28 protein-coding genes and 1 tRNA gene are annotated in these 26,086 nt (G+C 67.4%); 9 read left to right on the top strand and 20 right to left on the bottom strand.

Features of this window, described 5'->3' with window-relative positions; genetic code table 11:
* Nucleotides 1–27: 27 nt before the first annotated feature.
* Nucleotides 28–1,176 carry a signal recognition particle-docking protein FtsY gene (gene ftsY, locus CFB49_RS15230; protein ID WP_089491680.1) on the bottom strand — a complete coding sequence of 383 codons (1,149 nt, stop codon included), beginning with the start codon at nucleotides 1,174–1,176 and terminating at the stop codon, nucleotides 28–30.
* A 215-nt stretch (nucleotides 1,177–1,391) separates the two neighbouring features.
* Here ftsY and rsmD point away from each other — a divergent pair, with 215 nt between their 5' ends.
* The 3 genes from rsmD to CFB49_RS15215 all read left to right on the top strand — a co-directional run bounded on the left by rsmD (nucleotide 1,392) and on the right by CFB49_RS15215 (nucleotide 2,941).
* Nucleotides 1,392–2,006 carry a 16S rRNA (guanine(966)-N(2))-methyltransferase RsmD gene (rsmD, locus tag CFB49_RS15225; protein ID WP_089491679.1) on the top strand — a complete coding sequence of 205 codons (615 nt, stop codon included), beginning with the start codon at nucleotides 1,392–1,394 and terminating at the stop codon, nucleotides 2,004–2,006.
* A 111-nt stretch (nucleotides 2,007–2,117) separates the two neighbouring features.
* Entirely contained in the window at nucleotides 2,118–2,615 is a 498-nt protein-coding gene (coaD, locus tag CFB49_RS15220; protein WP_006477773.1) for a pantetheine-phosphate adenylyltransferase, read from the top strand.
* 59 nt (nucleotides 2,616–2,674) lie between these two features.
* On the top strand, nucleotides 2,675–2,941 hold the full coding sequence (locus tag CFB49_RS15215) for a YfhL family 4Fe-4S dicluster ferredoxin (RefSeq protein ID WP_006477774.1): 267 nt from the start codon (nucleotides 2,675–2,677) through the stop codon (nucleotides 2,939–2,941).
* 88 nt (nucleotides 2,942–3,029) lie between these two features.
* Here CFB49_RS15215 and hisC read toward each other — a convergent pair whose 3' ends face one another.
* The 8 genes from hisC to CFB49_RS15175 all read right to left on the bottom strand — a co-directional run bounded on the left by hisC (nucleotide 3,030) and on the right by CFB49_RS15175 (nucleotide 10,190).
* A complete protein-coding gene (gene hisC, locus CFB49_RS15210; RefSeq protein ID WP_089491678.1) occupies nucleotides 3,030–4,097 on the bottom strand; it encodes a histidinol-phosphate transaminase in 1,068 nt (355 codons plus the stop codon).
* Nucleotides 4,098–4,214: 117 nt separating this feature from the next.
* Nucleotides 4,215–4,814 (bottom strand): aminoacyl-tRNA hydrolase, encoded by a 600-nt coding sequence (pth, locus tag CFB49_RS15205; protein ID WP_048246979.1) that lies wholly within the window; start codon nucleotides 4,812–4,814, stop codon nucleotides 4,215–4,217.
* 120 nt (nucleotides 4,815–4,934) lie between these two features.
* On the bottom strand, nucleotides 4,935–5,540 hold the full coding sequence (locus CFB49_RS15200) for a 50S ribosomal protein L25/general stress protein Ctc (RefSeq protein WP_069620276.1): 606 nt from the start codon (nucleotides 5,538–5,540) through the stop codon (nucleotides 4,935–4,937).
* A 158-nt stretch (nucleotides 5,541–5,698) separates the two neighbouring features.
* Entirely contained in the window at nucleotides 5,699–6,661 is a 963-nt protein-coding gene (locus CFB49_RS15195; protein ID WP_069620277.1) for a ribose-phosphate pyrophosphokinase, read from the bottom strand.
* Between the two features lie 44 nt (nucleotides 6,662–6,705).
* A tRNA-Gln gene (locus CFB49_RS15190) sits at nucleotides 6,706–6,782 on the bottom strand.
* Between the two features lie 55 nt (nucleotides 6,783–6,837).
* The gene (ispE, locus tag CFB49_RS15185) at nucleotides 6,838–7,719 is read right to left on the bottom strand and encodes a 4-(cytidine 5'-diphospho)-2-C-methyl-D-erythritol kinase (RefSeq protein WP_089491677.1); all 882 of its coding nucleotides are present in this window, start codon (nucleotides 7,717–7,719) and stop codon (nucleotides 6,838–6,840) included.
* Nucleotides 7,720–7,746: 27 nt separating this feature from the next.
* Nucleotides 7,747–8,367 (bottom strand): lipoprotein insertase outer membrane protein LolB, encoded by a 621-nt coding sequence (gene lolB / locus CFB49_RS15180; protein ID WP_069620279.1) that lies wholly within the window; start codon nucleotides 8,365–8,367, stop codon nucleotides 7,747–7,749.
* The gene (locus CFB49_RS15175) at nucleotides 8,367–10,190 is read right to left on the bottom strand and encodes a tetratricopeptide repeat protein (RefSeq protein ID WP_089491676.1); all 1,824 of its coding nucleotides are present in this window, start codon (nucleotides 10,188–10,190) and stop codon (nucleotides 8,367–8,369) included. The genes lolB and CFB49_RS15175 overlap by 1 nt, the downstream gene beginning before the upstream one ends.
* Nucleotides 10,191–10,436: 246 nt before the next feature.
* Here CFB49_RS15175 and mutM point away from each other — a divergent pair, with 246 nt between their 5' ends.
* Together mutM and mutY are read left to right on the top strand one after the other, a co-directional pair.
* On the top strand, nucleotides 10,437–11,264 hold the full coding sequence (gene mutM, locus CFB49_RS15170; RefSeq protein ID WP_050014869.1) for a bifunctional DNA-formamidopyrimidine glycosylase/DNA-(apurinic or apyrimidinic site) lyase: 828 nt from the start codon (nucleotides 10,437–10,439) through the stop codon (nucleotides 11,262–11,264).
* 24 nt (nucleotides 11,265–11,288) lie between these two features.
* Nucleotides 11,289–12,395 (top strand): A/G-specific adenine glycosylase, encoded by a 1,107-nt coding sequence (gene mutY, locus CFB49_RS15165; protein WP_069620281.1) that lies wholly within the window; start codon nucleotides 11,289–11,291, stop codon nucleotides 12,393–12,395.
* An 85-nt stretch (nucleotides 12,396–12,480) separates the two neighbouring features.
* Here mutY and CFB49_RS15160 read toward each other — a convergent pair whose 3' ends face one another.
* The 11 genes from CFB49_RS15160 to kdsD all read right to left on the bottom strand — a co-directional run bounded on the left by CFB49_RS15160 (nucleotide 12,481) and on the right by kdsD (nucleotide 21,725).
* Nucleotides 12,481–13,116 (bottom strand): LON peptidase substrate-binding domain-containing protein, encoded by a 636-nt coding sequence (locus tag CFB49_RS15160; RefSeq protein WP_059575655.1) that lies wholly within the window; start codon nucleotides 13,114–13,116, stop codon nucleotides 12,481–12,483.
* A gap of 27 nt (nucleotides 13,117–13,143) precedes the next feature.
* Nucleotides 13,144–14,052 carry an RNase adapter RapZ gene (rapZ, locus tag CFB49_RS15155; RefSeq protein ID WP_069620282.1) on the bottom strand — a complete coding sequence of 303 codons (909 nt, stop codon included), beginning with the start codon at nucleotides 14,050–14,052 and terminating at the stop codon, nucleotides 13,144–13,146.
* Between the two features lie 74 nt (nucleotides 14,053–14,126).
* On the bottom strand, nucleotides 14,127–15,095 hold the full coding sequence (gene hprK / locus CFB49_RS15150) for an HPr(Ser) kinase/phosphatase (RefSeq protein ID WP_006483133.1): 969 nt from the start codon (nucleotides 15,093–15,095) through the stop codon (nucleotides 14,127–14,129).
* A 129-nt stretch (nucleotides 15,096–15,224) separates the two neighbouring features.
* On the bottom strand, nucleotides 15,225–15,737 hold the full coding sequence (locus CFB49_RS15145) for a PTS sugar transporter subunit IIA (protein WP_069620283.1): 513 nt from the start codon (nucleotides 15,735–15,737) through the stop codon (nucleotides 15,225–15,227).
* Between the two features lie 194 nt (nucleotides 15,738–15,931).
* Complete coding sequence (gene hpf / locus CFB49_RS15140; RefSeq protein WP_006477786.1) at nucleotides 15,932–16,291, bottom strand: ribosome hibernation-promoting factor, HPF/YfiA family; 360 nt, start codon at nucleotides 16,289–16,291, stop codon at nucleotides 15,932–15,934.
* Between the two features lie 159 nt (nucleotides 16,292–16,450).
* Nucleotides 16,451–17,956 (bottom strand): RNA polymerase factor sigma-54, encoded by a 1,506-nt coding sequence (locus CFB49_RS15135; RefSeq protein ID WP_069620284.1) that lies wholly within the window; start codon nucleotides 17,954–17,956, stop codon nucleotides 16,451–16,453.
* A gap of 172 nt (nucleotides 17,957–18,128) precedes the next feature.
* A complete protein-coding gene (gene lptB, locus CFB49_RS15130) occupies nucleotides 18,129–18,905 on the bottom strand; it encodes an LPS export ABC transporter ATP-binding protein (RefSeq protein WP_069620285.1) in 777 nt (258 codons plus the stop codon).
* Nucleotides 18,902–19,567, bottom strand: a complete 666-nt coding sequence (lptA, locus tag CFB49_RS15125) for a lipopolysaccharide transport periplasmic protein LptA (protein ID WP_089491675.1) — start codon at nucleotides 19,565–19,567, stop codon at nucleotides 18,902–18,904. The genes lptB and lptA overlap by 4 nt, the downstream gene beginning before the upstream one ends.
* A gap of 20 nt (nucleotides 19,568–19,587) precedes the next feature.
* A complete protein-coding gene (gene lptC / locus CFB49_RS15120) occupies nucleotides 19,588–20,202 on the bottom strand; it encodes an LPS export ABC transporter periplasmic protein LptC (RefSeq protein ID WP_012329238.1) in 615 nt (204 codons plus the stop codon).
* A 3-nt stretch (nucleotides 20,203–20,205) separates the two neighbouring features.
* Nucleotides 20,206–20,742 carry a KdsC family phosphatase gene (locus tag CFB49_RS15115; protein ID WP_069620286.1) on the bottom strand — a complete coding sequence of 179 codons (537 nt, stop codon included), beginning with the start codon at nucleotides 20,740–20,742 and terminating at the stop codon, nucleotides 20,206–20,208.
* On the bottom strand, nucleotides 20,742–21,725 hold the full coding sequence (gene kdsD, locus CFB49_RS15110) for an arabinose 5-phosphate isomerase KdsD (protein WP_050014887.1): 984 nt from the start codon (nucleotides 21,723–21,725) through the stop codon (nucleotides 20,742–20,744). The genes CFB49_RS15115 and kdsD overlap by 1 nt, the downstream gene beginning before the upstream one ends.
* Nucleotides 21,726–21,850: 125 nt before the next feature.
* Between kdsD and CFB49_RS15105 the strand changes: the two genes are divergently transcribed.
* The 4 genes from CFB49_RS15105 to CFB49_RS15090 all read left to right on the top strand — a co-directional run bounded on the left by CFB49_RS15105 (nucleotide 21,851) and on the right by CFB49_RS15090 (nucleotide 26,063).
* Nucleotides 21,851–23,857: a monovalent cation:proton antiporter family protein gene (locus CFB49_RS15105; protein ID WP_069620287.1), complete on the top strand. Its 2,007-nt coding sequence runs from the start codon at nucleotides 21,851–21,853 to the stop codon at nucleotides 23,855–23,857.
* 77 nt (nucleotides 23,858–23,934) lie between these two features.
* Nucleotides 23,935–24,501: an adenine phosphoribosyltransferase gene (locus CFB49_RS15100; RefSeq protein WP_069620288.1), complete on the top strand. Its 567-nt coding sequence runs from the start codon at nucleotides 23,935–23,937 to the stop codon at nucleotides 24,499–24,501.
* Between the two features lie 75 nt (nucleotides 24,502–24,576).
* Nucleotides 24,577–25,191, top strand: coding sequence for a LysE family translocator (locus tag CFB49_RS15095; protein WP_069620289.1), 615 nt, complete (start codon nucleotides 24,577–24,579; stop codon nucleotides 25,189–25,191).
* Between the two features lie 5 nt (nucleotides 25,192–25,196).
* Nucleotides 25,197–26,063: an NUDIX hydrolase gene (locus CFB49_RS15090; protein WP_089491674.1), complete on the top strand. Its 867-nt coding sequence runs from the start codon at nucleotides 25,197–25,199 to the stop codon at nucleotides 26,061–26,063.
* Nucleotides 26,064–26,086: the final 23 nt, after the last annotated feature.

Genomic DNA, 26,086 nt, shown 5'->3' with positions numbered 1-26,086 from the left:
GCCCCGCGCGATGCGAGCCGGCGGCGTTCAGCCGAGCAGCGCGTCCGCGAATTCCACCGCGCTGAACGGCTGCAGGTCCTCGACCTTCTCGCCGACGCCGATGAAGTAGACGGGCACCGGCCGTTGCCGCGCGATCGCCGCGAGAATCCCGCCCTTCGCGGTGCCGTCGAGCTTCGTGACGATCAGGCCGGTCAGGCCCAGCGCGTCGTCGAATGCCTTCACCTGCGTGAGCGCGTTCTGGCCGGTGTTCGCGTCGATCACGAGCAGCACTTCGTGCGGCGCGCCGTCGTGCGCCTTCGCGATCACACGCTTCACCTTCTTCAGCTCTTCCATCAGGTGCAGCTGCGTCGGCAGGCGGCCGGCCGTGTCGGCCATCATCACGTCGATCTTGCGCGCGCGCGCGGCGCTGACCGCGTCGAAGATCACCGCGGCCGGATCGCCGCTTTCCTGCTGCACGACCGTCACGTTGTTGCGCTCGCCCCAGACCGCCAGCTGCTCGCGCGCGGCCGCGCGGAACGTGTCGCCGGCGGCCAGCAGCACCGACTGGTCGAAGCTCTGCAGATGCTTCGCGAGCTTGCCGATGCTGGTCGTCTTGCCCGCACCATTCACGCCGGCGATCATCATCACGAGCGGCTGCGCGCGGCCGAGCATCAGCGATTTCTCGAGCGGCGTCAGCAGCTCGACGAGCAGGTCGTGCAGCGCATTCTTCACTTGCTGCGGATCGGTCAGCCGGCCCGCGCGCACCTTCTCGCGCAGCGCGCCGAGCAGGTATTCGGTCGCGTCGACGCCCGCGTCGGACATCAGCAGCGCGGTTTCGAGCTCCTCGTACAGGTCTTCGTCGATCTTCGTGTTGACGAATACGCCGGTGATGCTCGAGCCCGTCTTCGCAAGCCCCGTTTTCAGGCGCGCGAGCCACGACTGCTTCGCGGACGCGTCCTGCAGCGGCGGCGGGACGATCTCGACCGTCTCGACCACTTCGTCGCGACCGTCGTTGGTCGGCGTGACCGTCATCACGACGGCCGGCGCGGCCGGTTGCGCGGTCGCCTGCGGCACGTCGGCCGCGGGCGCGGGCGCGTCGGCGTCGGACGCTTCGTCCGCTTGCTGCGCGTCGGCCGATTGCGATTCCGCCGGATCGGGCTCCTGCGTTTTCTTGAATCGTTTGAAGAAACTGAACATGGTCTGACGTCGGGAAGAGGGCGGGCCGCCGCCGAGGGCGGGGCGCCGGACGGGCCGTTCTGCGTTCGCGCGGGCGCGGCGCTCGGCGGCCGAAACCGTGCATTTTATCAGTGCGGCGCGGCACTCGCGTCAGTGCGCGTCGCCGCTGTGGTAACGTGCGCCTGTTTGGCGGCGCCCCCTGCGCGCGCCCGGTCCCTCCGTTGTCGATATCCCGTATGTCCCGTTCCTCTTCCGGCCGCCCGGCGGCCCCTTCCAGTCGCGGCAAGCCGCACACGATCCGCATCATCGGCGGCGACTGGAAACGCACGCCGCTCGCGGTGCTCGATCTCGACGGCCTGCGCCCGACCCCCGATCGCGTACGCGAGACGCTGTTCAACTGGCTCGGCCAGGATCTCGACGGCTGGCGCTGCCTCGACCTGTTCGCGGGCACCGGTGCGCTCGGCTTCGAGGCCGCGTCGCGCGGCGCGGCGAGCGTCGTGATGGTCGAGCGCCACCCGCGCGCCGCGCAGCAGCTGCGTGCGATCAAGGACAAGCTCGGCGCCCGTTCGGTCGAGATCGCCGAAGCCGATGCGCTGCGGCTTGCGACCGGGCTCACGCCGGGCGCGTTCGACGTCGTGTTCCTCGATCCGCCGTTCGACGACCTGGCCGTGCTCGAGCGCGCGATCGCGCTGTCCGCGCCGCTCGTCGCGGCGGACGGCGCGCTGTACGTTGAAACGGGGGCGGAACTCGATCCGGCCGCGCACGACGCGCTCGCGGGCTGGCAGGTCGTGAAGCACGGCAAGGCCGGTGCGGTTCACTATCATTTGCTGCGGCGCGAAAATGATGAATAATGCGCGTTCCATACGAGGCGGCGCGCCGCAAAGGCGACGCATGCCCATCTCGGCAGCGGCGCGTGCATCGCACGGCTGCCATCCCGTTTGCGTGATGACAGGAGGAGCGACATGGTAGTCGCCGTGTATCCCGGTACGTTCGATCCGCTGACGCGCGGGCACGAAGACCTCGTGCGGCGTGCGTCGAGCATTTTTGATACGCTGGTGGTGGGCGTTGCCGACAGCCGCGCGAAGAAGCCGTTTTTCTCGCTCGAAGAACGTCTGACGATTGCGAACGAGGTGCTCGGCCATTATCCGAACGTGAAGGTGATGAGTTTCACCGGCCTCCTGAAGGATTTCGTCCGCGTCAACAATGCGCGCGTGATCGTGCGCGGGCTGCGCGCCGTGTCCGATTTCGAATACGAGTTCCAGATGGCGGGGATGAACCGCTATCTGCTGCCCGACGTCGAGACGATGTTCATGACGCCGTCCGACCAGTATCAGTTCATCTCGGGAACGATCGTGCGCGAAATCGCGCAATTGGGCGGCGATGTCAGCAAATTCGTGTTTCCGTCCGTCGAGAAGTGGCTGACCGAGAAAGTCACTGCGATGGGAGGCCCTGCCGCGTGACGCGGCACCGGCCGGTTTCGTCGCGAAGCCGGCCGCCGGCCTGAAGAAGTGAGATCAGTATGGCTTTGATGATTACCGACGAGTGCATCAATTGCGACGTGTGCGAGCCCGAGTGCCCGAACGGCGCGATTTCGATGGGCCCGGATATCTACGTGATCGACCCGAACAAGTGCACCGAGTGCGTCGGCCATTTCGACGAACCGCAGTGCCAGCAGGTGTGTCCGGTCGAATGCATCCCGCGCGATCCGCAGCATGACGAATCGCACGCGCAATTGATGGAGAAGTACCACGCGTTGATCGCCGTGAAGGGCGACGACGCATCGTGATGTTGCGCTGACGCGCGCGCTTCGATTGACGGGCGCGCGCGTCGCGCTTTTTTTCAGATCGGCGCCGCCCGGCGCCGGTTCTTCCGTGTCAGCCCAGCAGCTCGCGCAACGCCGCGACGAGCGCATCGCATTCGGCGTCGGTGCCGACGGTGATGCGCAGATGCTGGTCGATCCGTGGCAGCCGGAAGTGCCGCACGAAAATTTCCCGTTCCTTCAGCTTCGCCGCGATCGCGCCCGCATCGTGCGCGGGATGGCGCGCGAACACGAAATTCGCGGCCGACGGCACGATCTCGAAGCCGAGTGCGCCGAGCGCATGCGTGAGCCGCGCGCGGCTGTCGATCACGCGCCGGCAGGTGGCGTTGAAATGGTCGGTGTCTTCATACGCGGCCTGCGCGGCGACTTGCGCGAGCCGGTCGAGCGGATACGAGTTGAAGCTGTCCTTCACGCGGTTCAGCGCGTCGATCAGCGCCGCATCGCCGAACGCGAAGCCGACGCGCATGCCCGCGAGCGAGCGCGCCTTCGACGTCGTATGCACGACGAGCAGGTTCGGATGGCGGTCGATCAGCGTAATGGCCGACTGCGCGCCGAAGTCGACGTACGCTTCGTCGATCACGACGACCGACGACGGATTCGCGGCCGCGATCCGCTCGACGTCCGCGAGCGGCAGCGCGCGCCCGGTCGGCGCATTCGGGTTCGGAAACAGCACGCCGCCGGCGTCGTCGAGATAGTCGTCGACGCGGATCGAGAAATCGTCCGCGAGCGGCACGACCGTGGTCTCGACGCCGTACAGGCGCGCGTAGGTCGGGTAGAAGCTGTACGTGATGTCGGGAAAGCGCAGCGGCCGGTCGTGCTTGAGCAGCGCCTGGAACGCGTGCGCGAGCACCTCGTCGGAGCCGTTGCCGACGAACACCTGTTCCGGCTGGATGCGGTGATGGGCCGCGACCGTCTCGCGCAGCGCGCGTGCGACCGGGTCCGGATAGCGGCGCAGCGTGTCGCCGGTGTCGCCGAGTTCGCGTGCGATCGCCGCGACGACGCGCGGCGACGGCGGATAGGGATTCTCGTTGGTGTTCAGCTTGACGGGGTGCGCGAGCGCGGGCTGTTCGCCCGGCACGTAAGGCACCAATTGCTGAACGACGTCGCTCCAGTAACGGCTCACCGCTTGGCTCCTGTCGGGCAAAACGTCCAGATTACCGCATGTGTGCGTCTCGGTGGGGCGGGCGAGGCCGCCAGGTTGCGCCGGACCGCCGATGCACCGGGCCGGTGCGCGGTGCGGTCAGTTGCGATGCAGCTGCATCGTCGCGCGGTCGAGTTCGCCCTTGACGACCATCGGCATCACGGCGAGCGCGCGTTCGATCGATGCGTCGATCACGTCCTGTTCCTCGCGGCGCGGCGGTTTCAGCACGAAGTTCGCGACGTCGGGCTTCGCGCCGGCGCGCGCGCTTTCCGGAATCAGGTCGCGCGGATGGCCGATGCCGATCCGCAGCCGCCAGTATTGCTGCGACGACAGGTGCGCGGAGATGTCTTTCAGGCCGTTGTGGCCGCCGCTGCCGCCGCCGAGCTTCAGCTTCACGGTGCCGGGCGGCAGGTCGAGCTCGTCGTGCGCGACGAGGATCTGGTCGGGCAGGATCTTGAAGAATTGCGCGAGCGCGACGACCGACTGGCCGGAGCGGTTCATGTAGGTCTGCGGCTCGAGCAAATGAACTTCCTCGCCGTGCAGGCGCGCTTTCGCGTAGAAGCCGTGGAAGCGGCGTTCGTCGCGCAGCGTCGTGCCGGCTTCGCGGGCGAGCTGGTCGATCAGCCAGAAACCGGCGTTGTGGCGCGTCGCGGTGTATTCCGCCCCGGGATTGCCGAGGCCGACGATCAGTTTGATCATGACGTTTCGAAGGCGGCGGCGGCCGCCTGGGCGCAGAAAAAGAAAAACCCGCCGGGCAAGCCGCGGCGGGTTGCGTCGACCGTTTCGCGAAACGGATCGATGGGGCGTGCAGGCAGCCGCTTAGGCAGCCGGCGTTTCGCCTTCTGCTGCGTCCGACACGGCACCCGCCGGGACCGTCGCCGATGCGACAACCGGGTTTTCCGCGTCGACGTGCGCGACCAGCGCGACGCCCTTCGGCAGCGCGATGTCCTTCGCGTGCAGCGACTGACCGGCTTCGATCTTCGACAGATCGACTTCGAGGAATTCCGGCAGGGCCGACGGCAGGCACTCGACTTCGATTTCCGTTGCGACGTGCGAGACGATTGCGCTCGACAGCTTCACGGCCGGGCTGACTTCAGCGTTCAGGAAGTGCAGCGGCACCTTCGTGTGCAGCTTCTTCTTCGCGTCGACGCGCTGGAAGTCCACGTGCAGCACGAGTTGCTTGAACGGGTGGTATTGCACGTCGCGCAGCAGAACCTGTTGCGACTGGCCAGCGACTTCCAGGTCGAGGATCGACGAGTGGAAGGCTTCCTTCTTCAGTGCATGCCACAGCGCGTTGTGATCCAGTTCGATCTTTTGCGGGGCGGCTTCGCCACCGTAGACGATACCCGTGGTCTTACCGGCGTTGCGCAGGCGGCGGCTCGCACCCGTACCTTGCTGTTGGCGCTCGAAAGCGACGACTTTCATGTGATTCTCCATTTGCTGCCCGCGACCAGGCAGTAAAACGGGGCCATCAAGCGGCCCCCGATGAAACGGCCGGGGTTTCGTCTATCCCGTCCGATTGTGCAAAAAGCGAAGCGTTGCCGCTTCGCTTTCCGCGCATGCTTTGTTCCGTCGATTCGCGATCAGGATTCCGCGAACAGCGACATCACCGAATCGCCGCGGCGAATCCGCGAGAACGTCTCGGCCAGCAGGCTCGCGCTCGTCAGCGAGCGGATCTTCGAGCACGCCAGCGATTCGGCCGACAGCGGAATCGTATCGGTGACGACCAGTTCGTCGAGTTCCGATGCAGCGATACGCTCGGCGGCGCCGCCCGACAGCACGGGGTGTGTCGCGTAAGCGAAAACCTGCTTCGCGCCGCGATCCTTCAGCACTTGTGCAGCCTTGCAAAGCGTGCCCGCCGTATCGACCATGTCGTCCATGATCACGCAGGTGCGGCCTTCGACTTCACCGATGATGTTCATCACTTCGGCGACGTTCGCCTTCGGACGACGCTTGTCGATGATCGCGAGATCGCAGTTCAGCTGCTTCGCGAGTGCCCGGGCACGCACCACGCCGCCGACGTCCGGCGACACGACGAGCAGATCCGCGTAGTTCTGCTTGCGCAGGTCGCCCAGCAGGATCGGCGTCGCGTAGATATTGTCGACCGGGATGTCGAAGAAACCCTGAATCTGGTCGGCGTGCAGATCCATCGTGATGATCCGCTCGACGCCGGCGATTTCCAGCATGTTCGCGACGATCTTCGCCGAGATCGCGACGCGCGCCGAACGCGGGCGGCGATCCTGACGGGCGTAGCCGAAGTAGGGGATGGCGGCGGTGATCCGGCCGGCGGATGCGCGCTTGAGCGCATCGACCATGATCATCAGTTCCATCAGATTGTCGTTCGCCGGTGCGCACGTGGATTGCAGGACGAAGACGTCCTTGCCGCGCACGTTTTCCTGGATCTCGACCTGGATCTCGCCGTCGGAGAAACGGCTGACCATCGCTTTGCCGAGGGGAATACCAAGGATACTGACGACTTCCTGGGCGAGCGCGGGATTCGCGTTGCCAGTAAAGACCATCAGGCCATCATGGCTGTGGCTGCTCATCGTGCACCTGCTTCAGGCTTGGGCGGGAAATGCGGGAAAATTTTTGGCAGGGGAGGAAGGACTCGAACCCTCGCATGCCGGAATCAAAATCCGGTGCCTTGACCAACTTGGCGACTCCCCTACACTTAACTGATAACTTCACCGAACTTGTGTAGGCCGTTCGGCAAAGTAAAACTTCATGACGCGAAAGCGAAGAGCGGATGCTCGTTCAGACTCTCGGCAACTGCGCCGTTCCAACTGGCGGGCAGCTTGGCTTTCGCCGCTTCTGCCTCGTGCTTGCTGTGAAACGCTGCAAACACGCTTGCTCCGGAGCCGGTCATCCTCGCGGGGGTCACATCATACAACCATTTGACCGCCTGCGCAACTTCCGCGTACTTCCTTGTTACAACTTCCTGCATATCGTTCCGGCCGAAGCTATCTGGCCATTCCGCATCGCTGGTTTGCTGTGCAAGAAAGTCAGCAATTGTGACGGGCTTCGTATCTCTTGTCAACAACTCATCTGAAAATATTTCAGCGGTCGGGACATGAACGCGTGGCGTCACAACCAAGAACCAGCGAGTCGGCAATTGTACCTCAGCTAATTCTTCTCCGATACCCTCTGCGAACGCATTTTTTCCAAAAATAAAAAACGGGACGTCGGCGCCGAGTTTGACCGCGAGCGACTGGAGTTCGGCGCGCGGCACATCGAGTTGCCACAGGCGGTTCAGCGCAAGCAGCGTCGTCGCCGCGTCGGAGCTGCCGCCGCCGAGGCCGGCGCCCATCGGCAGGATCTTGTCGATCTCGATGTCGACGCCGTGCGCGGTGCCCGTATGCGCTTTCAGCAGGTTCGCCGCGCGCACGACGAGATCGCTTTCCTCGGGCACGCCGGGCACGTCGGTGACGCGTGCGACGCGGCCGTCGTCGCGCCGCGTGAAATGCAGCGTGTCGCCCCAGTTCAGCAGCTGGAATACGCTCTGCAGATCGTGATAGCCGTTCGGACGACGGCCGGTGATGTGCAGGAACAGGTTGAGTTTCGCGGGCGCCAGGCAGTTGCGCAGCGAGCGGGTCGAATCGGTCATGCGGGTATCGGGGCTAGGCGCGCGTGCTCACTGATCGAGCACGAGCTTGATGTCGAGCGGCGGCGTCGCGCGCACGAGGTTGACGCGTTTGACGCCCGTGGCCGGGGCGTCCGCGTAGGCAAGGTAGTCGATCGTCCAGCCGTCCTGGCGCAGCTGCTTGATGCGCGTGCCGTCGGCCGGGTCGCGCACGGTTTCCGCGGGCGTCGCGGGCGCGGCGATCGGCAGCAGCCAGTAGCGCAGGCCCGCGAGCGGCAGTTCGAAGCCGAGCGTTTTCTGCATCAGGTCGCCGACGTCCGGCGCATATTGGATCGGGCGGTTCGGCAATTCGAGCGACGCCGCGCGCGGCGACGATTTCACGACCGCGAGCGTCTGGCCGAGCGGGCTGCGCAGTTCGAGCGACACGTCGTCGCCGTGCTCCTGCCAGTCGAAGTTGCCGTACACGTTCTGCGGGTTGCCGAGACGATCGTCGTACCGCACCGCGAAGCGGCCATGGTACGCATGCGTCGCCGCCGTCTGCAGCGCGGCGCCCGTCGGCGCGTTGGCCGCCGGCGGCGTGCTCGCGCAGCCGGCGAGCGCGAGCGCCGCGCCGGCCGCGGCCAGCGTGCGCCGCGCGCGGGAGGACAGGGAAAACATCGGGGACATCCGCATCAAAGGCCGTTGATCTGCAGGCGCTTGAGCGTCTGCACGAGCGTTTCGTTGTCGGGCTCGAGCTTCTGCGCGGCCCGCAACGCGTTGCGGGCGTCGTCCTGCGCGCCGCTCTTCCACAGCACTTCGCCGAGATGCGCGCCGATTTCCGCGTTCGGCTGCAGTTCGTATGCACGCTGCAGCACCTTCGTCGCGCCGGCCGTGTCGCCCATCCGGTACTTCACCCAGCCGAGGCTGTCCATGATGTACGCGTCGTTCGGCGCGAGCGCCATCGCCTTGTCGATCAGCTTGCTGGCCTCGGGCAGGCGCTGGTTGCGGTCGGCGAGCGAATAGCCGAGCGCGTTGTAGGCCTGCGGGTTGTCGGGCTGCGTACGGATCAGCTCGCGCAACTGCTTTTCCATCGTCGCGTAGTGGCCGGTCTTTTCGGCCGCCATCGCGTAGTCGTAGCGGAGGTCGGGATCGTCCGGGAAGTCCTGGACGGCTTGCCCGAGCCGCGCTTCCGCTTCCGGATAGCGCTTCGCGGTGAACAGGATCGACGCATCGGTGCGCGCGACCACGGCCGCGTCGCGCGGATCGGAGATCGGCAGGTTGTCGAGCACCTTGCGCGCCTCGTCGGTCTTGCCCTGTTTCTGCAGCAGCTGCGCCCGCGTGATCTGCGCGGGCAGGTAGTGCTGGCTCGTCTGGTCGACCTTGTCGAGCCATTGCGACGCCTGCGCGTCGTTGTTCTGGTCGATCGCGATCTGCGCGAGGTAGATGTAGCCCTGGCCGACGTCGAGGTTCGGCTGCTTGTCGCCGAACTGCACGTACTGCTTCAGGTAGCCGGTCGCCTCGTCGAGTTTCTTCTGCTGGATCTTGATCAGCGCGAGCGCCATCAGCGGCGTCGGATCCTTCGCGTCGAGCTTGCGCATCGTCTCGAACTGCTTCTGCGCGTCGTCGAGGCGATCGTCGGCGAGATAGAGCTGCGACAGCGCAAGCCGCGCGTCGCGCGACTTCGGATTCTGCTGAACATACTTCTCGAACGACGCAATGCCCGCCGCGCGTTCCGCCGGGCCCATCTGCGACAGCATCAGCGCCGCCGGCAGGTAGTCGGGGCGGATCTGCAGCGCCTGCTTCAGCGATTGCGCCGCGCCGTCCTTGTCGTCGACCGCGAGCTGCTGCCGCGCGATCGCGAGCTGCGCCTCGGGGCGATTCATGTCGTTCTTCAGCATGTCCTTCAGCACCGCAAGGCCGCCGACACGATCGGGGCCGCGCACGAGCAGCGCCTGCAGCGCGAGGATCGCCGGACCGCGCGTGTCGCCGGTCGCGCGGGCCAGCTCGCGCGCGAGCATCGGCTGCGCGTCGGCCGGCTTGCCGGCGAGCACCAGCAGCGCGGCGTCGACCTGCGACGCGCGGTTCGAATCCGGTGCGTACTGACGCCACAGGTTCGCGGCGGACAGCGCGTCGGCCGGGCTCTGCGCGCCGAGCGCGATTTCGGTCGCGCGCTGCGCCATGCGCGGATCGCGCGTGTCTCGGGCCAGCGCGAGATAGGTCTGGTACGCCGGCGCCGGCTGGTTGCGCTGGAGCGCGACCTCGGCGGCGAGCACCTGGTAGACGATCTGGCTCGTCAGCGGCACGCCGGGGAGATTCTTCTGCTCGTCCGGCATCACATGCTCGAACGCACCCTGCGGCGCCGCGTCGTCCGATGCCGGATCCTGCGCGTGGGCCGGAAAGGCGGTGAGGGTCCAGGCGGCAAACAGCGCGGCGCCGAGTGCACGACGGACCGGGAAGGCGCGCGCGCCGCGCACGGCGGCGGGGCGCTTCTGAAGCAGCTTCGAGGGCAGGGTCATGGAAATCCGTTCGATGTTTCAACCGATTGTAACGCGCTCGCTACAATACACGCACGATCGTGATAGGGTCCGTTTACCTGCGGAACCCCCATGCGAATGCCCGAAATCGCCCGCCTCGCGTGCTGCCAGGCGGGCGATTTCGGGCATTCCCGTGTTTAATTCGGGGCCGCCGCGAAAACGGCCGTTTTCGCGGCGGCGCATGCGCGTTCCCCATGTAAGCAGACCGTAGCCTCAGACCCGCAAAACATGCCAGAGTTGCCAGAAGTCGAAGTCACGCGCCGGGGCATCGAGCCCTTTGTCGCGGGCCGCCGCGTCGAGCGTGTCGACGTCCGTACCGCGATGCTGCGCTGGCCCGTGCCGGCGGGGCTCGCCGAGCAGTTGCGCGCGCGCGAGGTGCTCGCCGTCGAGCGCCGCGGCAAGTACCTGCTGTTCGAAGTCGATGCGGGCTGGTTCATCGTCCATCTCGGGATGACCGGCACGCTGCGCGTGCTGCCCGCGGCCGGCGTGCCGGTCGCCGCGAAGCACGATCACATCGACTGGATCTTCGACGAATTCGTGCTGCGGTTCCGCGATCCGCGCCGCTTCGGCGCCGTGCTGTGGCACCCGCGCGAAGCCGGTGACGTGCACGCGCATCCGCTGCTCGCGAGCCTCGGCGTCGAGCCGTTCTCGCCGGCGTTCACCGGCGCGCTGCTGCATGCGCGCACGCGCGGCCGCACGGTGTCGGTCAAGCAGGCGCTGCTCGCGGGCGACATGGTCGTCGGCGTCGGCAACATCTATGCGTCGGAGAGCCTGTTTCGCGCCGGCATCCGGCCGACGACGGCCGCCGGCAAGGTTTCGCTGCCGCGCTACGAGCGGCTGGCCGACGCGGTGCGCGCGACGCTCGCCGACGCGATCGAGCGCGGCGGCAGCACGTTGCGCGATTTCGTCGGCAGCAACGGCGAAAGCGGCTACTTCCAGCTCGACTGCTTCGTCTACGATCGCGCCGGCCAGCCGTGCCGCGTATGCGGCACATCGATCCGCCAGATCGTGCAGGGCCAGCGGTCGACCTATTTCTGCCCGACGTGCCAGCGTTGAAACCCTTTTCCACGATCAGACAACTTGAAGCCGCCCCGCATCGCCCCCGCTCCGTTCCCCGTCACGCCGCTGCACCGCACGTTCGCCACGCGTCTCGTCGCGTGGCAGCGCGAGCATGGCCGCCACGACCTGCCCTGGCAGAACACCCGCGATCCGTACCGGATCTGGCTGTCGGAAATCATGCTGCAGCAGACGCAGGTGTCGACCGTCATTCCGTATTACACACGTTTTCTCGACCGCTACCCCGACGTCGCCGCGCTCGCGGCCGCGCCGACCGACGACGTGATGGCGCTGTGGGCTGGGCTCGGCTACTACTCGCGCGCGCGCAACCTGCACCGCTGCGCGCAGGTCGTCGTCGCCGAGCACGGCGGCGCGTTTCCGGCGACGCCCGACGCGCTGGCCGAACTGCCCGGCATCGGCCGCTCGACGGCCGCCGCGATCGCGTCGTTTGCATACGGCGCGCGCGCGACGATCCTCGACGGCAACGTGAAGCGCGTGCTCGCGCGGGTATTCGGCGTCGAGGGCTTTCCGGGCGAGAAGCGCGTCGAGAACGACATGTGGGCGCTCGCCGAATCGCTGCTGCCCGATGCCGCGAACGCGGCCGACGTGAGCGCGTATACGCAGGGACTGATGGATCTGGGCGCGACGCTGTGCGTGCGCGGCAAGCCCGACTGCGCACGCTGCCCGTTCGCGGGCGACTGCGTCGCGCAATCGACCGGCCGCCAGCGCGAACTGCCGGCCGCGCGGCCGAAGAAGGCTGTGCCGACCCGCAAGACCTGGATGCTCGTGCTGCGCGACGGCGACGCGGTGTTGCTCGAGCGACGGCCGCCGACCGGCATCTGGGGCGGCCTCTGGAGCCTGCCGCAAGCAGACGGCGATGCCGCGCTCGCGGATCTCGCGCGCGGCTTCGGCGGCGGCGGCACGGTGCCGCTCGCGCCGCTCACGCATACGTTCACGCATTTCCGGCTCGAGATCGAGCCGCGGCTGAGCGATCTGGCGGACGGCGGCGGCCTGCCGTCGCAGGCGCGGGACGCGGACACCGCATGGGTGCCGCTGAACCGGCTCGACGCGTACGGCGTGCCGGCGCCCGTGCGCAAGCTGCTCGATGCGCTGAGCGGGCCGCTGCTGTAACGAACGGGGAAGGGCGCGACGCGGGCCGCATTCGGGAAGGCGCGGAGCGTCGCGCGCCGGAACGGCGTTTGGGCGGGCGCGGTAGCTACAGCCAGCCGTGCCGGTCGAGCACGTGGTGCACGGCGTCGATGCGCGCGCCGACGTCCGGAAACTCCATCAGCTTCTGCCGCGCGCGCAGGTCGAGCGGCAGCAGTTCCGCGAGGCGATTCGATACCCAGCTCGGATCGTCGAGGCGGAACGGTTCGCCGAACGGCATTTTCTGCGGATCGGATTTCTTCAGCGCGTCGATGATGCGCTCGAGCACCTCGGCGCACGAGCCGAACTGCGCGAGCGCCTGTTCGCCTTCGAGCGGGATGTCGTCGGGCAGCGGCTCCGCGATGCCGACCAGCAGCCCGTTGCCTTCGACGCGATACGACAGCAGCTCGAAACGCTGCGTGCCGACCGCCTGCAGATACAGCATCCCGAATTCGCCGGTATCGCACTCGGTGATGCGCGCCATGCAGCCGATGGTTTCGGGCACCGACACCGCGCCATCCTGCGCGACTTCGGGCCCGCTCTTGAGCAGGCACACGCCGAACGGTGCGTCGTCGCGCAGGCAGGCGCGCGACATGTCGAGATAGCGCGCCTCGAACACCTTGAGCGGGAGCAGCCCTCCGGGAAACAGCACCGTGTGCAGCGGAAACAGCGGCAGGTCGATCAGGGTGGTCGATAGGGAGGACATGGCGCGCGGGCGTGGGGGCGGGTGTCGCTAGGGTCGGTCGACCTCGGAGACGAGCCGCGACGACGCGTCGACATCCACTGGCGCGTCACGATGCCGCACGATCACGTTCGCGTCGCGCGAGAGGCGCGCGGCGAGCGTTTCCGCGATGAACACCGAGCGATGCTGGCCGCCCGTGCAGCCGATGGCGACGGTCAGGTAGCTGCGGTTGTCGTCGCGGAAGTGCGGCAGCCATTTCATCAGGAACGCATGGATGTCGTCGATCATCTGGTGGACGATCGGCAGTGCGTCGAGAAAGGCGATGACCGGCTGGTCGAGCCCGGTGAGCGGGCGCAGCTCATGGTCGTAGTACGGATTCGGCAGCGCGCGCACGTCGAACATCAGGTCGGCGTCGAGCGGCACGCCGCGCTTGAAGCCGAACGATTCGAACATCACCATCAGGTCGTTGTTCTTCTGCTCGATGAAGCGCTTGACCCACGTGCGCAGCGCGTTCGCGCGCAGCGTGCTGGTATCGATCTGGTGGCCGAATTCGGCGAGCGGCGCGACGAGCTCGCGCTCGCGCTCGATCGCTTCCTCGAGCGACGACAGCAGGCCGACGTCCGCATCGTGCGACCGCGAGCCGGACAGCGGATGGCGGCGGCGCGTTTCGGAGAAGCGCTGGATCAGCGCCTGGGTGCTCGCGTTGAGGAACAGCACGCGCACGTCGTGCTCGCGGGACAGCTCGCGGATCAGGCCGGGCATTTCATCGAGCGACGCGCTCGAGCGCGCGTCGATCGCGACCGCGAGCCGGCGCTGGCCGTCCTGCGCGAGGTAGCGGGCGAGTTCGGGGAGCACGTGCGGCGGCAGGTTGTCGACGCAGTAATAGCCTGCGTCTTCGAGCGCGTTCAGCGCGACGGACTTGCCTGAGCCGGAGATGCCGGTGATGAGGACGATGCGCATGGGAGCAGAGAATCCTGACGTTTCATCATAGCACCGGCTCGACGCGTCGGCGTTGCGCGGCCGGCGCGCGCGGGTTACACCAGTTTGCCGGGGAACTGACTGTCGGGATCCTGCATCGCGAGTCGTTGCCGATCCATGAAATCGCGCAACGTGTCGATTCCGCGCAACTGCAGGATCGTGTTCCGGACGGCCGCCTCGACGAGCACCGCGAGGTTGCGGCCGGCCGCAACCTGGATCGTGACCTTGCTGATCGGCAAGCCGAGCACGTCGACGGTCTGGCTTTCGAGCGGCAGGCGCTGGAATTCGCCGTCGGGGCGGCGCACGAGCTGGACGATCAGCTTCAGCTTCATTTTCCGCCGCACCGCGGTTTCGCCGAAGATCGTCTTGATGTCGAGCAGGCCGAGGCCGCGCACTTCGAGCAGGTTCTGCAGCAGCGGCGGGCAGCGTCCTTCGACGAAATCGGGGCCAAGACGGACGAAATCGACCGCGTCGTCGGCGACGAGGCCGTGGCCGCGGCTGATCAGCTCGAGGCCGAGTTCGCTCTTGCCGAGGCCGGAATCGCCGGTCAGCAGCACGCCCATGCCGAGGATGTCGAGGAACACGCCGTGCAACGTCGCACGCGGCGCGAGGATGCGCGACATGTAGAGCCGCAGGCTGTCGATCACCGCGGCGGCCGACATCGGCGTCGTGAACAGCGGGGTGGACGAGCGCGTGCAGCGCAGCACCAGTTCGGGCGGCGCCGCGGCGCCGCCGGCGACGACGAGGAACGGCGGTTCGAGTGCGATCAGCTCGGCCATGTGACGCGAGCGGTCTTCGTCGGTCTGGCGCTGGTAGTAGTCGATCTCGGCTTCGCCGAGCACCTGGATCCGGTTCGGGTGGATCAGGTTCAGGTGGCCGACGAGGTCGGCGCTCGACGTTGCGTTGCCGACCGTGTCGGCCGAAAAGCCGCGTTCCCAGCCTTCATGCCCCGTCAGCCAGCTCAGTTTAAGCGTAGCCGCGTTGTCGTCGAAGATGCTCTGGGCGTTGATGCTGGACGTATCCATGACTCTCGTCACTCCAATGGGCCGGTGCGGGCGCGCGGCGACGGACGTCGCCATGCCGGGCCGGCGCCGGGCGGCCCTGGACGGCGGCACGTGCCGCCTCGTACGGGGAAATATTCCGCCCGGAACAACTCAAGGTTGCCACTGAGTGAGCAGGCGATGCAACTCGGCGATATCCGTTTCGTTGTGCAGACGCTCGCGCGCGTCGCGATCGGACAGCAGTTGCGCGATTTCCGACAGGATCTCGAGGTGCTGCTGGGTGGCTTGCTCGGGGACGAGCAGGAAGATCAGGAGGCCGACGGGCTGGCCGTCGGGCGCTTCGAACGGGATCGGATCGGCGAGGCGGACGAACGCGGCGAGCGGGTGCTTGAGGCCCTTGATGCGACCGTGCGGAATCGCGACACCTTCGCCGAGCCCGGTCGAACCGAGGCGCTCGCGCGCGAACAGGTTGTCCGTGACGGTGCTGCGGCCGATGCCGTTCTGATTCTCGAACATCAGCCCGGCTTGTTCGAAGACGCGTTTCTTGCTGGTGACCGAGAGGTCGATGACGACGTTCTCTATGGGCAGGATTTTGGCTAGGCGATTCATGTTGGCAGGCGATTGGGCGGCCTGGGGTCTCCTTGCGGCGGCGGACTGATTTTCCATGTTCGGCGATATCAAGGCATGTGGCATGGCAACCTGCAACACCGCTACCGCATCCAACACCCCCCGGCGATAACCGGAACATTATAGAGCACAGCCGCGTGCGTGGCGCAGCACGGACGGACCGGTTGCACCCGCGCTCGGCGCGGCAAAAAAAACGCCCGGCGAACCGGGCGGCGTGCGTGTTGCGGTGACGGTTATTGCGGCGGCAGTTCGATCTGGTCGATCGACGGTTGAAGCTTGATCGGATCGTGCGCATGCGTTTGCAGGCGCTCCATGTGCTTGACGACCTGACGATCCAGCTTGTCGATCAACAGATCGATCGCGGCATACAGGTTGCCGTTCGCGCTTTCGACGAAGATGTCCTTGCCCTTCAGGTGCAGGTTGATTTCCGCGCGCTGCTGCTTGTCCTTTTCCTTGTGGTTGTCGACCGAGAGGATCACAGTGCCATCGATCACCTGATCGCTATGCCGTAGCACCCGGTCCAGCTTGGTGATCACGTATTCGCGAATTGCAGGCGTGACTTCGAGATGATGTCCACTGATCTTCAGGTTCATAGTGCTTCTCCAAGCGAGTGACCACCCGGCCGCATCGAGGCGGCGCTCCGGTCGACTTGCCCGTGCCGCGCGAAGGCGGCGTATCGCGGACAGGTCGCCCGGCCTGTTCCCCGTGTGCGCGGTGGTCGGGACACGCCTGCCGCCGGGCAGGCAGCAGGCTTAAAGAGACTTGCGCAGATTCACTGCCGGGATCTTGAGGGCTTCGCGATATTTCGCAACCGTGCGGCGCGCGACCACGAAACCCTGTTCTGCCAGCAGCTCGGCAATGCGGCTGTCCGAAAGTGGCGATTTTGGGTCTTCAGCTCCTATCAGTTGCTTGATGAGGGCTCGGATGGCGGTCGACGAGGCGGCGCCACCGGTGTCGGTCGAGACGTGAGATCCGAAGAAGTACTTAAATTCAAGCGTCCCGAACGGGGTCAGCATGTACTTCCCGGTTGTCACACGGCTGACAGTCGACTCGTGTAGGCCCAGCGTATCAGCTATTTCCCGCAAAACCAAGGGGCGCATGGCAATTTCACCGTGCGCAAAGAAATTCTTCTGACGCTCGACAATAGCCTGCGCGACACGCAGGATCGTGTCGAAACGCTGCTGGATGTTCTTGATCAACCAGCGCGCTTCCTGGAGCTGCTGCTTCAGCGATCCGGCCGACGGATCGCCGCGGCTGTTGCGCAGGATGTTCGCGTACAGGTTGTTGATCCGCAGGCGTGGCACGACCTCCGGATTGAGCTCCGCGAGCCATCCCTGGCCGGCCTTCTTCACGATGATGTCGGGCACGACGTAGTCGGCCTCGGCCTTGCCGTATGCGGCGCCGGGGAACGGCTCCAGCGAGCGGATCAGCGCGTGCGCGTCGCGCAGCGCGTCGTCGGTCGCCTTCAGGTGCTTGCGCAACCGTGTGAAGTCGCGTGCCGCGAGCAGTTCGAGATGCTGCGACACGATCTCGAGCGCGAGCGTGCGCGTGGGGGACGGATCGAGGCGCAGCAGCTGCAGCTTCAGGCATTCGGAGGCCGAGCGCGCGCCGACGCCGGCCGGGTCGAAGCTGTGCAGCAGCGCGAGCGCCGCGTTCAGTTCGTCGCAGTCGATTTCCAATTCGGGCGGCAGGTCGGCGAGCACTTCGTCGAGCGTGGCGGTCAGGTAACCGTCGTCGTCGAGCGACTCGATCAGGAACATCACGAGCGCGCGATCGCGCGGGCCGGCTTGCGTGACGCGCAATTGCGCGGACAGGTGGTCGCGCAGCGACGTCGCGGCTTCCTGCACCTGCAGCGGCGGCAGGTCGTCGTCGTCGGACGCGCCGCTCGAGCGGCCGTATTCGTCGAGATTCCACTGCGGGCCGTCGTTGCCGTCGCCGGACCCGTAGCCGTCGTATTCGTCGGCGCCGGCCGGCTCGTCGCGCTCCGCGCGATCGCTGGACGTGCTGCTGCCGTTCGTCGCGGCCGGCTCGGTGTTCGGTGCGGGCGGCGTCTGCGCGATCAGCGATCCGTCGGCCGCGACGCGCAGCGGGCTCGCGATCCATTCGTCGTCGTTCTCGAGCAGCGGGTTCTGCGCGACGGCCATCGCGACTTCCTGCTGCAATTCGAGCGTCGACAACTGCAGGAGCCGGATCGACTGCTGCAGCTGAGGCGTCAGCGCAAGATGTTGCGACAGGCGGAGTTGAAGGCTGGCTTTCATGGCAAGGAGGGAGTCATACCGGCAGTTTGCCACGACCCAGGCGCATTGAGCCATCCGCGATTACGCGCGGCGCGCCGCCCGGCCGCGGGCAGGGCCGCGGGCGTGGATGCAAAGCGGGGCGCAGCCCCGCGCGGCGATGCCGGGCGGGGTGCAGCCAGCCACGAGGAGGACGTTACATGCGGAAGTGTTCGCCGAGGTACACGCGGCGCACGCTTTCGTTTTCGATGATTTCGCTCGGCGCGCCGGCGGCCAGCACCGACCCGTCGCTGATGATGTACGCGTGGTCGCAGATGCCGAGCGTTTCGCGGACGTTGTGGTCCGTGATCAGCACGCCGATGTTGCGCTGCTTCAGGAACTTGACGATCTTCTGGATCTCGAGCACCGCGATCGGATCGACGCCGGCGAACGGTTCGTCGAGCAGGATGAAGCTCGGGTTGGTCGCAAGCGCGCGCGCGATTTCGACGCGGCGCCGTTCGCCGCCCGACAGCGACAGCGCGGGATTCTCGCGCAGGTGGCCGATCTGCAGCTCGTCGAGCAGCGCTTCGGTGCGCGACGAGATCGCGTCCTTCGACAGTCGCTTGCCGTCCTCGCCGTACTGCAGCTCGAGCACCGCGCGGATGTTTTCCTCGACGGTCAGCTTGCGGAACACGGACGCTTCCTGCGGCAGGTACGACAGGCCGAGCGACGCGCGCTTGTGGATCGGCAGCAGGCCGATCGAGCTGCCGTTCAGCGAGATTTCGCCCGCGTCCGTCGGCACGAGGCCGACGATCATGTAGAACGACGTGGTCTTGCCGGCGCCGTTCGGGCCGAGCAGGCCGACGACTTCGCCGCTCTTCACGTCGAGCGACACGTCCTTGACGACCGTGCGCGAGCCGTAGCGCTTCTTCAGGTTGCGGACGACGAGCGAACTCGTGGTGCCGGCCGGCTGGCGGTTCGGAAGCGCGTTCATTGGCCCGGTGCTCCCTGGATCGTGGTCGACGGCGACAGCTTGGCCGGCGCGCCGTTCAGCGGCGCGGGGCCGCCGTTCTTCGGCGACAGCATCGCGCGCACGCGGCCGTTCGGGTTGCCCGGCGCCGCGACGTCCTTGCCGCCCTTCGCGGTGTAGAAGTCGCGCTGGCCGTCGTACGTGATCACGCTGCCGTGCACGGTGTCGGCGACCGTCGACGTGCCCTGCAGTCGGCGCACGGTCGCGGCGGTGGTCAGCGTGGTCAGGTCCTGCTTGCCGTCGTAGTCGATGCGCTCGGCGTCGCCGTCGATGTACTCGTCGAGGCCTTCGCGCTTCTGGCGGAACGTCGCGTGCTTCTTGCCGCTGCCGAACGACGTCGCGTACTGATAGCCTTCCGGGTCCTGGCGCACTTCGACGCGATCGCCCTTGATGATGATCGTGCCTTTCGTGATCACGACGTTGCCGGTCGCGACCGTGACCTGCTTCAGATCGTCGTAGGTCAGGTTGTCGGCCTCGACGTTGATCGGCTTGTTCTGGTCGGCCTTCTCGGCATGGGCGAGCGGCGCCAGCCCGACGAGCGGGAGCGCCACGAGCGTCGCGGCGAGCGCGGCGCGGACGGCGCGCGCAGCGCCGCCGGTAATCAGTCGAGGGAACGGTTCGTTCATGCAGTCACGTGAGGGATGCGTCACTTGGGTTGACCTTTCGAGCCGCCGGACGTGTCCGCCGCGGCAATCGTGCCGCGCACGTTGCCGTAAAGCTCGATGACCCGGGTGACGTTGTTGTACTTCATGCCGTCGGTCGCGTTGACGAGCGACAGGCCGCGCTGAAGTTTAACCGGCTTTTCGGTCTGGATCACATCGTCATTGACGAAGATCCGGAAATGCTGGGAATCGGCCTGCATCTGCGGATCGCCGCCGCCGGCCGCGCGCAGGATGCGCGCATCGTCGTACAAATCGACGATCGACACGTCGCCGTTGACGGTGCCGCGTTTCGCGGTGGTCGTCACGACCGGCTTGCCGGGCTGGAACGCGCGCATGGCCGGATCGGTCAGGTCGCTGCCTTCGGTGTCTTCGTAATGAACCAGCTTCGCGGCCGTCAGCCGGTACTGGGTCGTGCCGGTCTGGTCGAGCTCGGTGACCGAGAAGTTGTCCGCGAAATAGTCGGGCGTGTGGCGCTTCGGCTGCGCGACGCCCTCGCCGGGCGGCGGCAGCGTGGCCTGCAGCAGCCACCACGTGACGCCCGCGAGCGCGGCGACCGCGGCGAGCGGCAGCATCTGGGTCCAGCGGAAATGCGTGCTCATCGGTCAGGCTCCGCAGGCGGCGGCGAGCAGCGCGTCGTAGCGGCGCTGCGCGCGCAGGATCGCATCGCAGACCTCGCGCACGGCGCCGTGGCCGCCGCGGGCCTCGGCGACCCAGTGCGCGCGGGCGATCACCTCGGGGTGCGCGTTCGCGGGGGCCGTCGCGAAGCCGCAGCGCAGCATCACCGGCAGGTCGGGCCAGTCGTCGCCCATGTAGCCGCATGCGTCGGCCGTCAGGCCGAGCGACGCGATCAGGTCGGCGAACACGGCGAGCTTGTTCTCGACGCCCTGGAACAGGTGCGCGATCTTCATTTCCTTCGCGCGCGCCGCGACGATCTCCGAGCGGCGGCCCGTGATGATCGCGGTCGCGATGCCGGCTTCGCCGAGCAGCTTCACGCCGTGGCCGTCGAGCGAATTGAACGACTTCATCGCGTCGCCGGCCGCGGTAAACAGCAGGCCGCCGTCGGTCAGCACGCCGTCGACGTCGAAAATCATCAGCTTCACGCGGCTCGCGCGTTCGGCCGCAGTCAGCGCTGCGCTCATCAGATCACCTTCTTCGAAAACAGGTCGTGCATGTTCAGCGCGCCGATCAGCGCGCCGTCGGCATCGACGACCAGCATCTGGTTGATCCGGTGGCGCTCCATCAGTTCCACGGCCTCGACGGCCAGATGATCCGGCGCGATCGTGCGCGGGTTGCGCGTCATGACTTCGGTGATCGGCAGCGTGCGGAAGTCGCCGTCGCGTGCGAGCACGCGGCGCAGGTCGCCGTCCGTGAAGATGCCGGCGACCTTGCCGCCGGCGTCGACCACGGCCGTCATGCCGAGGCGCTTCGCGGTGATCTGGAACAGCGCGTCCGACAGCGTGGCATCGAGCCCGACGGACGGGACGTCGTCGCCCGAGCGCATCACGTCGCGCACGTAGGTGAGCAGGCGACGGCCGAGCGCGCCGCCCGGGTGCGAGCGTGCGAAATCTTCCGAGCCGAAGCCGCGCGCGTCGAGCACGGCGACGGCGAGCGCGTCGCCGAGCGCGAGCGCGGCGGTCGTACTCGCGGTGGGCGCGAGGTTCAGCGGGCACGCTTCCTTCGACACCGCGGCGTTCAGGTGCACGTCGGCGAGCGTGCCGAGGCTCGACCCCGCGCGGCCCGTGATCGCGATCAGCTTCGCGCCGATCCGCTTCACGAGCGGCAGGATCGCGACGAGTTCTTCCGATTCGCCGGAATAGGAGATGCCGATGAAGACGTCGTCGGAGGTGACCATCCCGAGGTCGCCGTGGCTGGCCTCGGCAGGGTGGACGAAGAAGGCCGGCGTACCGGTGCTGGCCAGCGTGGCCGCGATCTTGCGGGCGATATGCCCCGATTTGCCGATTCCGGAGACCACGACGCGGCCTCGGCAGCCGAGCAGCAGCGCCACGGCCTCGACGAAGCCGCCGTCGAGCTGGTCGCGCAGCGCGCGCACGGCGTCCGCCTCGATGTCGAGCACGTCGCGGGCGAGCGCGAGCGCCCGATCATCATTGATTTTCGCTATCATGCGCGGAGTATAGCAAAGGCGTTTGTTCGCCGCGCCGCGCCTTCGGACTCGTCCGAGGTCGCCTGTCCACCGCCACCACCCGCGCCCGCCTTGCCGTGGCCCCGACGAACGAGGATGCTTCGCCTGTGATTTCCCCGCTCGAAATGACCCTGCTGCTGCTGCTGGCCTCGGTGGTGGGCGTCGTCGTATTCCGCTCGTTGAACCTGCCGCCGATGCTCGGCTACCTGACCGTCGGCATCCTGGTCGGCCCGCACGCATTCGGCGTCGCGGCGGATCTCGAACGGGCCGAGCACCTCGCGGAATTCGGCGTGGTGTTCCTGATGTTTTCGATCGGCCTCGAATTCTCCTTGGCGAAGCTGAGGGCGATGCAGCGGCTCGTGTTCGGCCTCGGCCTGTTGCAGGTCGTCGCGACCCTCGTGCTCGCGCTCGTGCTCGGCGCGCTGTTCGAGCACTGGGTGCACATCACGTGGCAGGGCAGCATCGCGCTCGGCGGCGCGCTCGCGATGTCGTCGACGGCGATCGTGTCGAAGATGCTCGCCGAGCGGCTCGAGATCGAGACCGAGCACGGCCGCAACATCTTCGGCGTGCTGCTGTTCCAGGATCTGGCGGTCGTGCCGCTGCTGATCGTGATCGCCGCGTTCGGCGCCGAATCGTCGAAGGATCTCGCGCTCACGCTCGGCTTCGCGGCCGTCAAGATCGTGATCGCGCTTGCGCTGCTGCTGGTCATCGGCCAGCGCTTCATGACGCGCTGGCTCAACGTCGTCGCGCGGCGCCGCTCGCAGGAGCTGTTCGTGCTGAACCTGCTGCTCGTCACGCTCGGCGCCGCGTTCATCACCGACCGCTTCGGCCTGTCGCTCGCGCTCGGCGCGTTCATCGCGGGGATGCTCATTTCCGAGACGCCGTTCCGCCATCAGGTGGAGGAGGACATCAAGCCGTTCCGCGACGTGCTGCTCGGCCTGTTCTTCGTGACGACGGGGATGCTGCTCGATCCGCGCGTGATCTGGGAGCATCCGTTGATCGTGCTCGGCTTCTTCGTCGGGCAGATCCTGTTCAAGGCGACGATGATCGCCGGGCTCGCGCGGCTGTTCGGCGCGACGCCGGGCGTCGCGATGCGCACGGGGATCGGCCTCGCGCAGGCCGGCGAATTCGGCTTCGTGCTGCTGAACCTGATCCTCGACCGGCATCTCGTCGATTCGACGCTGCTGCAGGCGATCCTCGCGTCGATGCTGCTGTCGATGCTCGCCGCGCCGTTCCTGATCCAGAACGCGGACCGCATCGTGATGCGGCTGTCGTCGACGGAATGGATGCAGCAGTCGCTGCAGATGACGCGGATCGCGACGCAAAGCCTCAAGCAGCGCGGCCACGTGATCATCTGCGGCTACGGCCGCGCGGGCCAGAACCTCGCGCGCATGCTCGAGCAGGAAGGCATTTCGTACGTCGCGCTCGACCTCGACCCCGATCGCGTCAGCGCGGCCGCGACGGCCGGCGAATCGGTCGTGTTCGGCGACGCGGCCCGCCGCGAGTCGCTGCTCGCGGCCGGTATCCACCGGGCGGCAGCCGTCGCGATCACCTACGCGAACACGCCGTCGGCGCTGCGCGTACTGCATCACGTGCACGAGCTGGAGCCGACGCTGCCGGCGATCGTGCGCACCGTCGACGACGCCGATCTCGAGAAGCTGCTCGCGGCCGGCGCGACCGAGGTGATTCCGGAGATCGTCGAGGGCAGCCTGATGCTCGCGTCGCACACGCTGGTGCTGGTGGGCGTGCCGATGCGCAAGGTCGTGCGGCGCGTCGAGGAGATGCGCGACGAGCGCTACAGCCTGCTGCGCGGCTATTTCCGCGGCGCGGACGATGCGGACGACGACGATCACGAGCAGGTGCGGCTACAATCGGTGCCGGTCGACGCGCGTGCGGACGCGGTCGGGCGTTCGCTGGAAGAACTCGGGCTGTACGCGCTCGGGCTGGAAGTCACGGCGATCCGCCGGCACGGCATCCGCGGCGTCGAGCCCGATCCGCAGACCAAGCTGCGCGCGAGCGACATCGTGGTGCTGCGCGGGCTGCCCGAGGCGCTCGCGCTCGCGGAGGAGCGGCTGTCGCGCCATCGACGCGATCCGCCGGCCGCGGCCGCGTGAGCCGCCATTCACAACCTGACCCGTATTGATCAGAAACGGTGCCCGATCTTCGCGCACCGTTTTTTTCGGAGAGTTTCATGCCGCATTCGTCGTCGGGCGCACCGCTCGATCCGGTCGCCTTCATCCACAGCCAGATCCGCACGGTGCCCGACTGGCCGCAGCCGGGCGTGCAGTTCCGCGACATCACGACGCTGCTGCAGAGCCCGAAGGCGCTGCGCATCCTCGTCGACCTGTTCGTCGAACGCTATGTCGACGCGAAGCTCGACTACGTCGCGGGCCTCGACGCGCGCGGCTTCATCATCGCGCCGATCGTCGCGTACGAGCTGAGCGTCGGCTTCGTGCCGATCCGCAAGGTCGGCAAGCTGCCGTACAAGACGCGTTCGGAATCGTACGACCTCGAATACGGCAGCGCGACGGTCGAGATCCACGAAGACGCGTGCCGCCCCGGCGACCGCGTGATCATCATGGACGACCTGATCGCGACCGGCGGCACGATGATGGCGGGGCGCAACCTGCTGCAGCGGCTCGGCGCGGTGGTCGTCGAAGGCGCGGCGATCATCGACCTGCCCGATCTCGGCGGCTCGACGCTGCTGCGCAATGCCGGACTGCCGGTCTATACCGTCACCGAATTCTCCGGCCACTGAACGCCGGTCCGTCGGGGCTGGCCGGCGCGGCTTGCCTTGATTCACGCTTGGTTCACATTCCGCAGCGAGGTCACGATGCCCAACTTCATGCTGTTTCTCGCCACGTCGATCGCGATCACGTTCGCGCCGGGTCCCGACAACCTGCAGGTGCTCGCACGCGGCATCTCGCAGGGCCGCGCGGCCGGCTTCGTCGCCGCGCTCGGCTTCACGGCGGGGATCCTGTTCCACACGACGCTCGCGGCGCTCGGCGTCGCGGCCGTGCTGCGTTCGTCGCCGGTCGCGTTCCAGATCCTGAAGCTCGCGGGCGCCGCGTACCTCGTGTGGATCGGCATCAAGGCGCTGCGCAGCCAGGGGCTCGCGAACGCGCATGCGCGCCCGCCGCAGCCGCTTGCCACGATCTTCCGGCAGAGCGTGATCGGCAACCTGATGAACCCGAAGGTCACGCTGTTCTTCGTCGTGTTCCTGCCGCAGTTCGTCGATCCGCACGGCGCGCAGGGCGTGACGCTGCAGATGTTCGAGCTCGGCGCGCTGTTCATGCTGCAGACGGCCGCGGTCTTCTCGCTGTTCGGCGTCGGCGCGGGCATGATCGGCGCGTGGCTGAAGCGTCGCCCGAAGGCCGGCGTATGGCTCGACCGGATCGCCGGCGCGACGTTCATCGCGATCGGCATCCGTGTCGCGCTGAAGGACTGAGCGCGATGACGTTTCCGTGCATCGCGGCCGCGCGCCGCTTCGATCCGGCCGCGCACCTGCGTTTCGAGATCGCCGGCCAGGCGGTCGGCTGGGTGCGCCGCCAGGACGTCGCGAAGCTCGCGCGCTGGCCCGACGTGTTCGAGCTGACCGCCGAGCGGGTCGTGCTGTCGTCGCGCTACGATTCGGTCGACGCGCGCAGCATGGCGCTGGCCGGCGCGATCGGTGCGCTGGCGGCCGAAGGCGCGATTCCCGGCTGGCGCGACGAGATCTACGCGATCCGCAACCGCTTCGACGATCCGCCGCTCGCGTACATCGAGCGCGCCGCGTCGCGCTTCTTCGGCACGCAGACCTATGCGGTGCACGTGAACGGCATCGTAGAATATGCGGTTACGCCGGGCGAGCCGCCTGCCGCGGCCGCGCCGAAGATGTGGCTCGGCCGTCGCAGCGCGACCAAGGCGACCGACCCCGGCATGCTCGACAACGTCGTCGCCGGCGGGATCGGCTGGGGGCTCGGCGTTCACGAGACGCTCGCGAAGGAATGCTGGGAAGAAGCCGGGATTCCGGCCGACCTGGCGGCGCGCGCGATCGCGGGCCGGGCGGTGCAGGTGCTGAACTCGCTGCCGGAAGGCACGCAGTCGGAACTGATCTTCGTGTACGACCTGCCGCTGCCGCACGACTTCGCGCCGCGCAACCAGGACGGCGAAGTGGCCGAGCACCTGCTGGCCGGCGTGCCCGAGGTGATCGGCTGGCTGCGCGAAGGCCGCGCGACGATGGATGCGAGCCTCGCGACGCTCGACACGCTGCTGCGCCACCGCTGGATATCGGCGGCCGACGCCGCCGGCATCGACGCGCTGTTCGTGCCGGCCGCATGACGTGCGCCGCGACGCGCGCCGAG

Origin of the sequence: Burkholderia sp. AU17457 (assembly GCF_002223255.1) — a bacterium.
GTDB lineage: Bacteria > Pseudomonadota > Gammaproteobacteria > Burkholderiales > Burkholderiaceae > Burkholderia > Burkholderia sola.
Note: the sequence above shows the minus strand (reverse complement) of the source record. Positions and strands in the feature narration are given on the sequence as shown.

Excerpts from the sequence above, each read along its gene's own strand:
- hprK (WP_006483133.1), bottom strand. The coding sequence starts at position 15,095 with ATGGATACGTCCAGCATCAACGCCCAGAGCATCTTCGACGACAACGCG.
- CFB49_RS15215 (WP_006477774.1), top strand. The coding sequence starts at position 2,675 with ATGGCTTTGATGATTACCGACGAGTGCATCAATTGCGACGTGTGCGAG.
- lptA (WP_089491675.1), bottom strand. The coding sequence starts at position 19,567 with ATGAACGAACCGTTCCCTCGACTGATTACCGGCGGCGCTGCGCGCGCC.
- lptB (WP_069620285.1), bottom strand. The coding sequence starts at position 18,905 with ATGAACGCGCTTCCGAACCGCCAGCCGGCCGGCACCACGAGTTCGCTC.
- hpf (WP_006477786.1), bottom strand. The coding sequence starts at position 16,291 with ATGAACCTGAAGATCAGTGGACATCATCTCGAAGTCACGCCTGCAATT.
- CFB49_RS15200 (WP_069620276.1), bottom strand. The coding sequence starts at position 5,540 with ATGAAAGTCGTCGCTTTCGAGCGCCAACAGCAAGGTACGGGTGCGAGC.
- mutM (WP_050014869.1), top strand. The coding sequence starts at position 10,437 with ATGCCAGAGTTGCCAGAAGTCGAAGTCACGCGCCGGGGCATCGAGCCC.
- CFB49_RS15175 (WP_089491676.1), bottom strand. The coding sequence starts at position 10,190 with ATGACCCTGCCCTCGAAGCTGCTTCAGAAGCGCCCCGCCGCCGTGCGC.
- rsmD (WP_089491679.1), top strand. The coding sequence starts at position 1,392 with ATGTCCCGTTCCTCTTCCGGCCGCCCGGCGGCCCCTTCCAGTCGCGGC.
- pth (WP_048246979.1), bottom strand. The coding sequence starts at position 4,814 with ATGATCAAACTGATCGTCGGCCTCGGCAATCCCGGGGCGGAATACACC.
- ftsY (WP_089491680.1), bottom strand. The coding sequence starts at position 1,176 with ATGTTCAGTTTCTTCAAACGATTCAAGAAAACGCAGGAGCCCGATCCG.
- coaD (WP_006477773.1), top strand. The coding sequence starts at position 2,118 with ATGGTAGTCGCCGTGTATCCCGGTACGTTCGATCCGCTGACGCGCGGG.
- lolB (WP_069620279.1), bottom strand. The coding sequence starts at position 8,367 with ATGCGGATGTCCCCGATGTTTTCCCTGTCCTCCCGCGCGCGGCGCACG.
- CFB49_RS15100 (WP_069620288.1), top strand. The coding sequence starts at position 23,935 with ATGCCGCATTCGTCGTCGGGCGCACCGCTCGATCCGGTCGCCTTCATC.
- rapZ (WP_069620282.1), bottom strand. The coding sequence starts at position 14,052 with ATGCGCATCGTCCTCATCACCGGCATCTCCGGCTCAGGCAAGTCCGTC.
- CFB49_RS15115 (WP_069620286.1), bottom strand. The coding sequence starts at position 20,742 with ATGAGCGCAGCGCTGACTGCGGCCGAACGCGCGAGCCGCGTGAAGCTG.
- lptC (WP_012329238.1), bottom strand. The coding sequence starts at position 20,202 with ATGAGCACGCATTTCCGCTGGACCCAGATGCTGCCGCTCGCCGCGGTC.
- CFB49_RS15195 (WP_069620277.1), bottom strand. The coding sequence starts at position 6,661 with ATGAGCAGCCACAGCCATGATGGCCTGATGGTCTTTACTGGCAACGCG.
- ispE (WP_089491677.1), bottom strand. The coding sequence starts at position 7,719 with ATGACCGATTCGACCCGCTCGCTGCGCAACTGCCTGGCGCCCGCGAAA.
- CFB49_RS15160 (WP_059575655.1), bottom strand. The coding sequence starts at position 13,116 with ATGTCCTCCCTATCGACCACCCTGATCGACCTGCCGCTGTTTCCGCTG.
- CFB49_RS15145 (WP_069620283.1), bottom strand. The coding sequence starts at position 15,737 with ATGGAAAATCAGTCCGCCGCCGCAAGGAGACCCCAGGCCGCCCAATCG.
- CFB49_RS15135 (WP_069620284.1), bottom strand. The coding sequence starts at position 17,956 with ATGAAAGCCAGCCTTCAACTCCGCCTGTCGCAACATCTTGCGCTGACG.
- CFB49_RS15095 (WP_069620289.1), top strand. The coding sequence starts at position 24,577 with ATGCCCAACTTCATGCTGTTTCTCGCCACGTCGATCGCGATCACGTTC.
- kdsD (WP_050014887.1), bottom strand. The coding sequence starts at position 21,725 with ATGATAGCGAAAATCAATGATGATCGGGCGCTCGCGCTCGCCCGCGAC.
- CFB49_RS15090 (WP_089491674.1), top strand. The coding sequence starts at position 25,197 with ATGACGTTTCCGTGCATCGCGGCCGCGCGCCGCTTCGATCCGGCCGCG.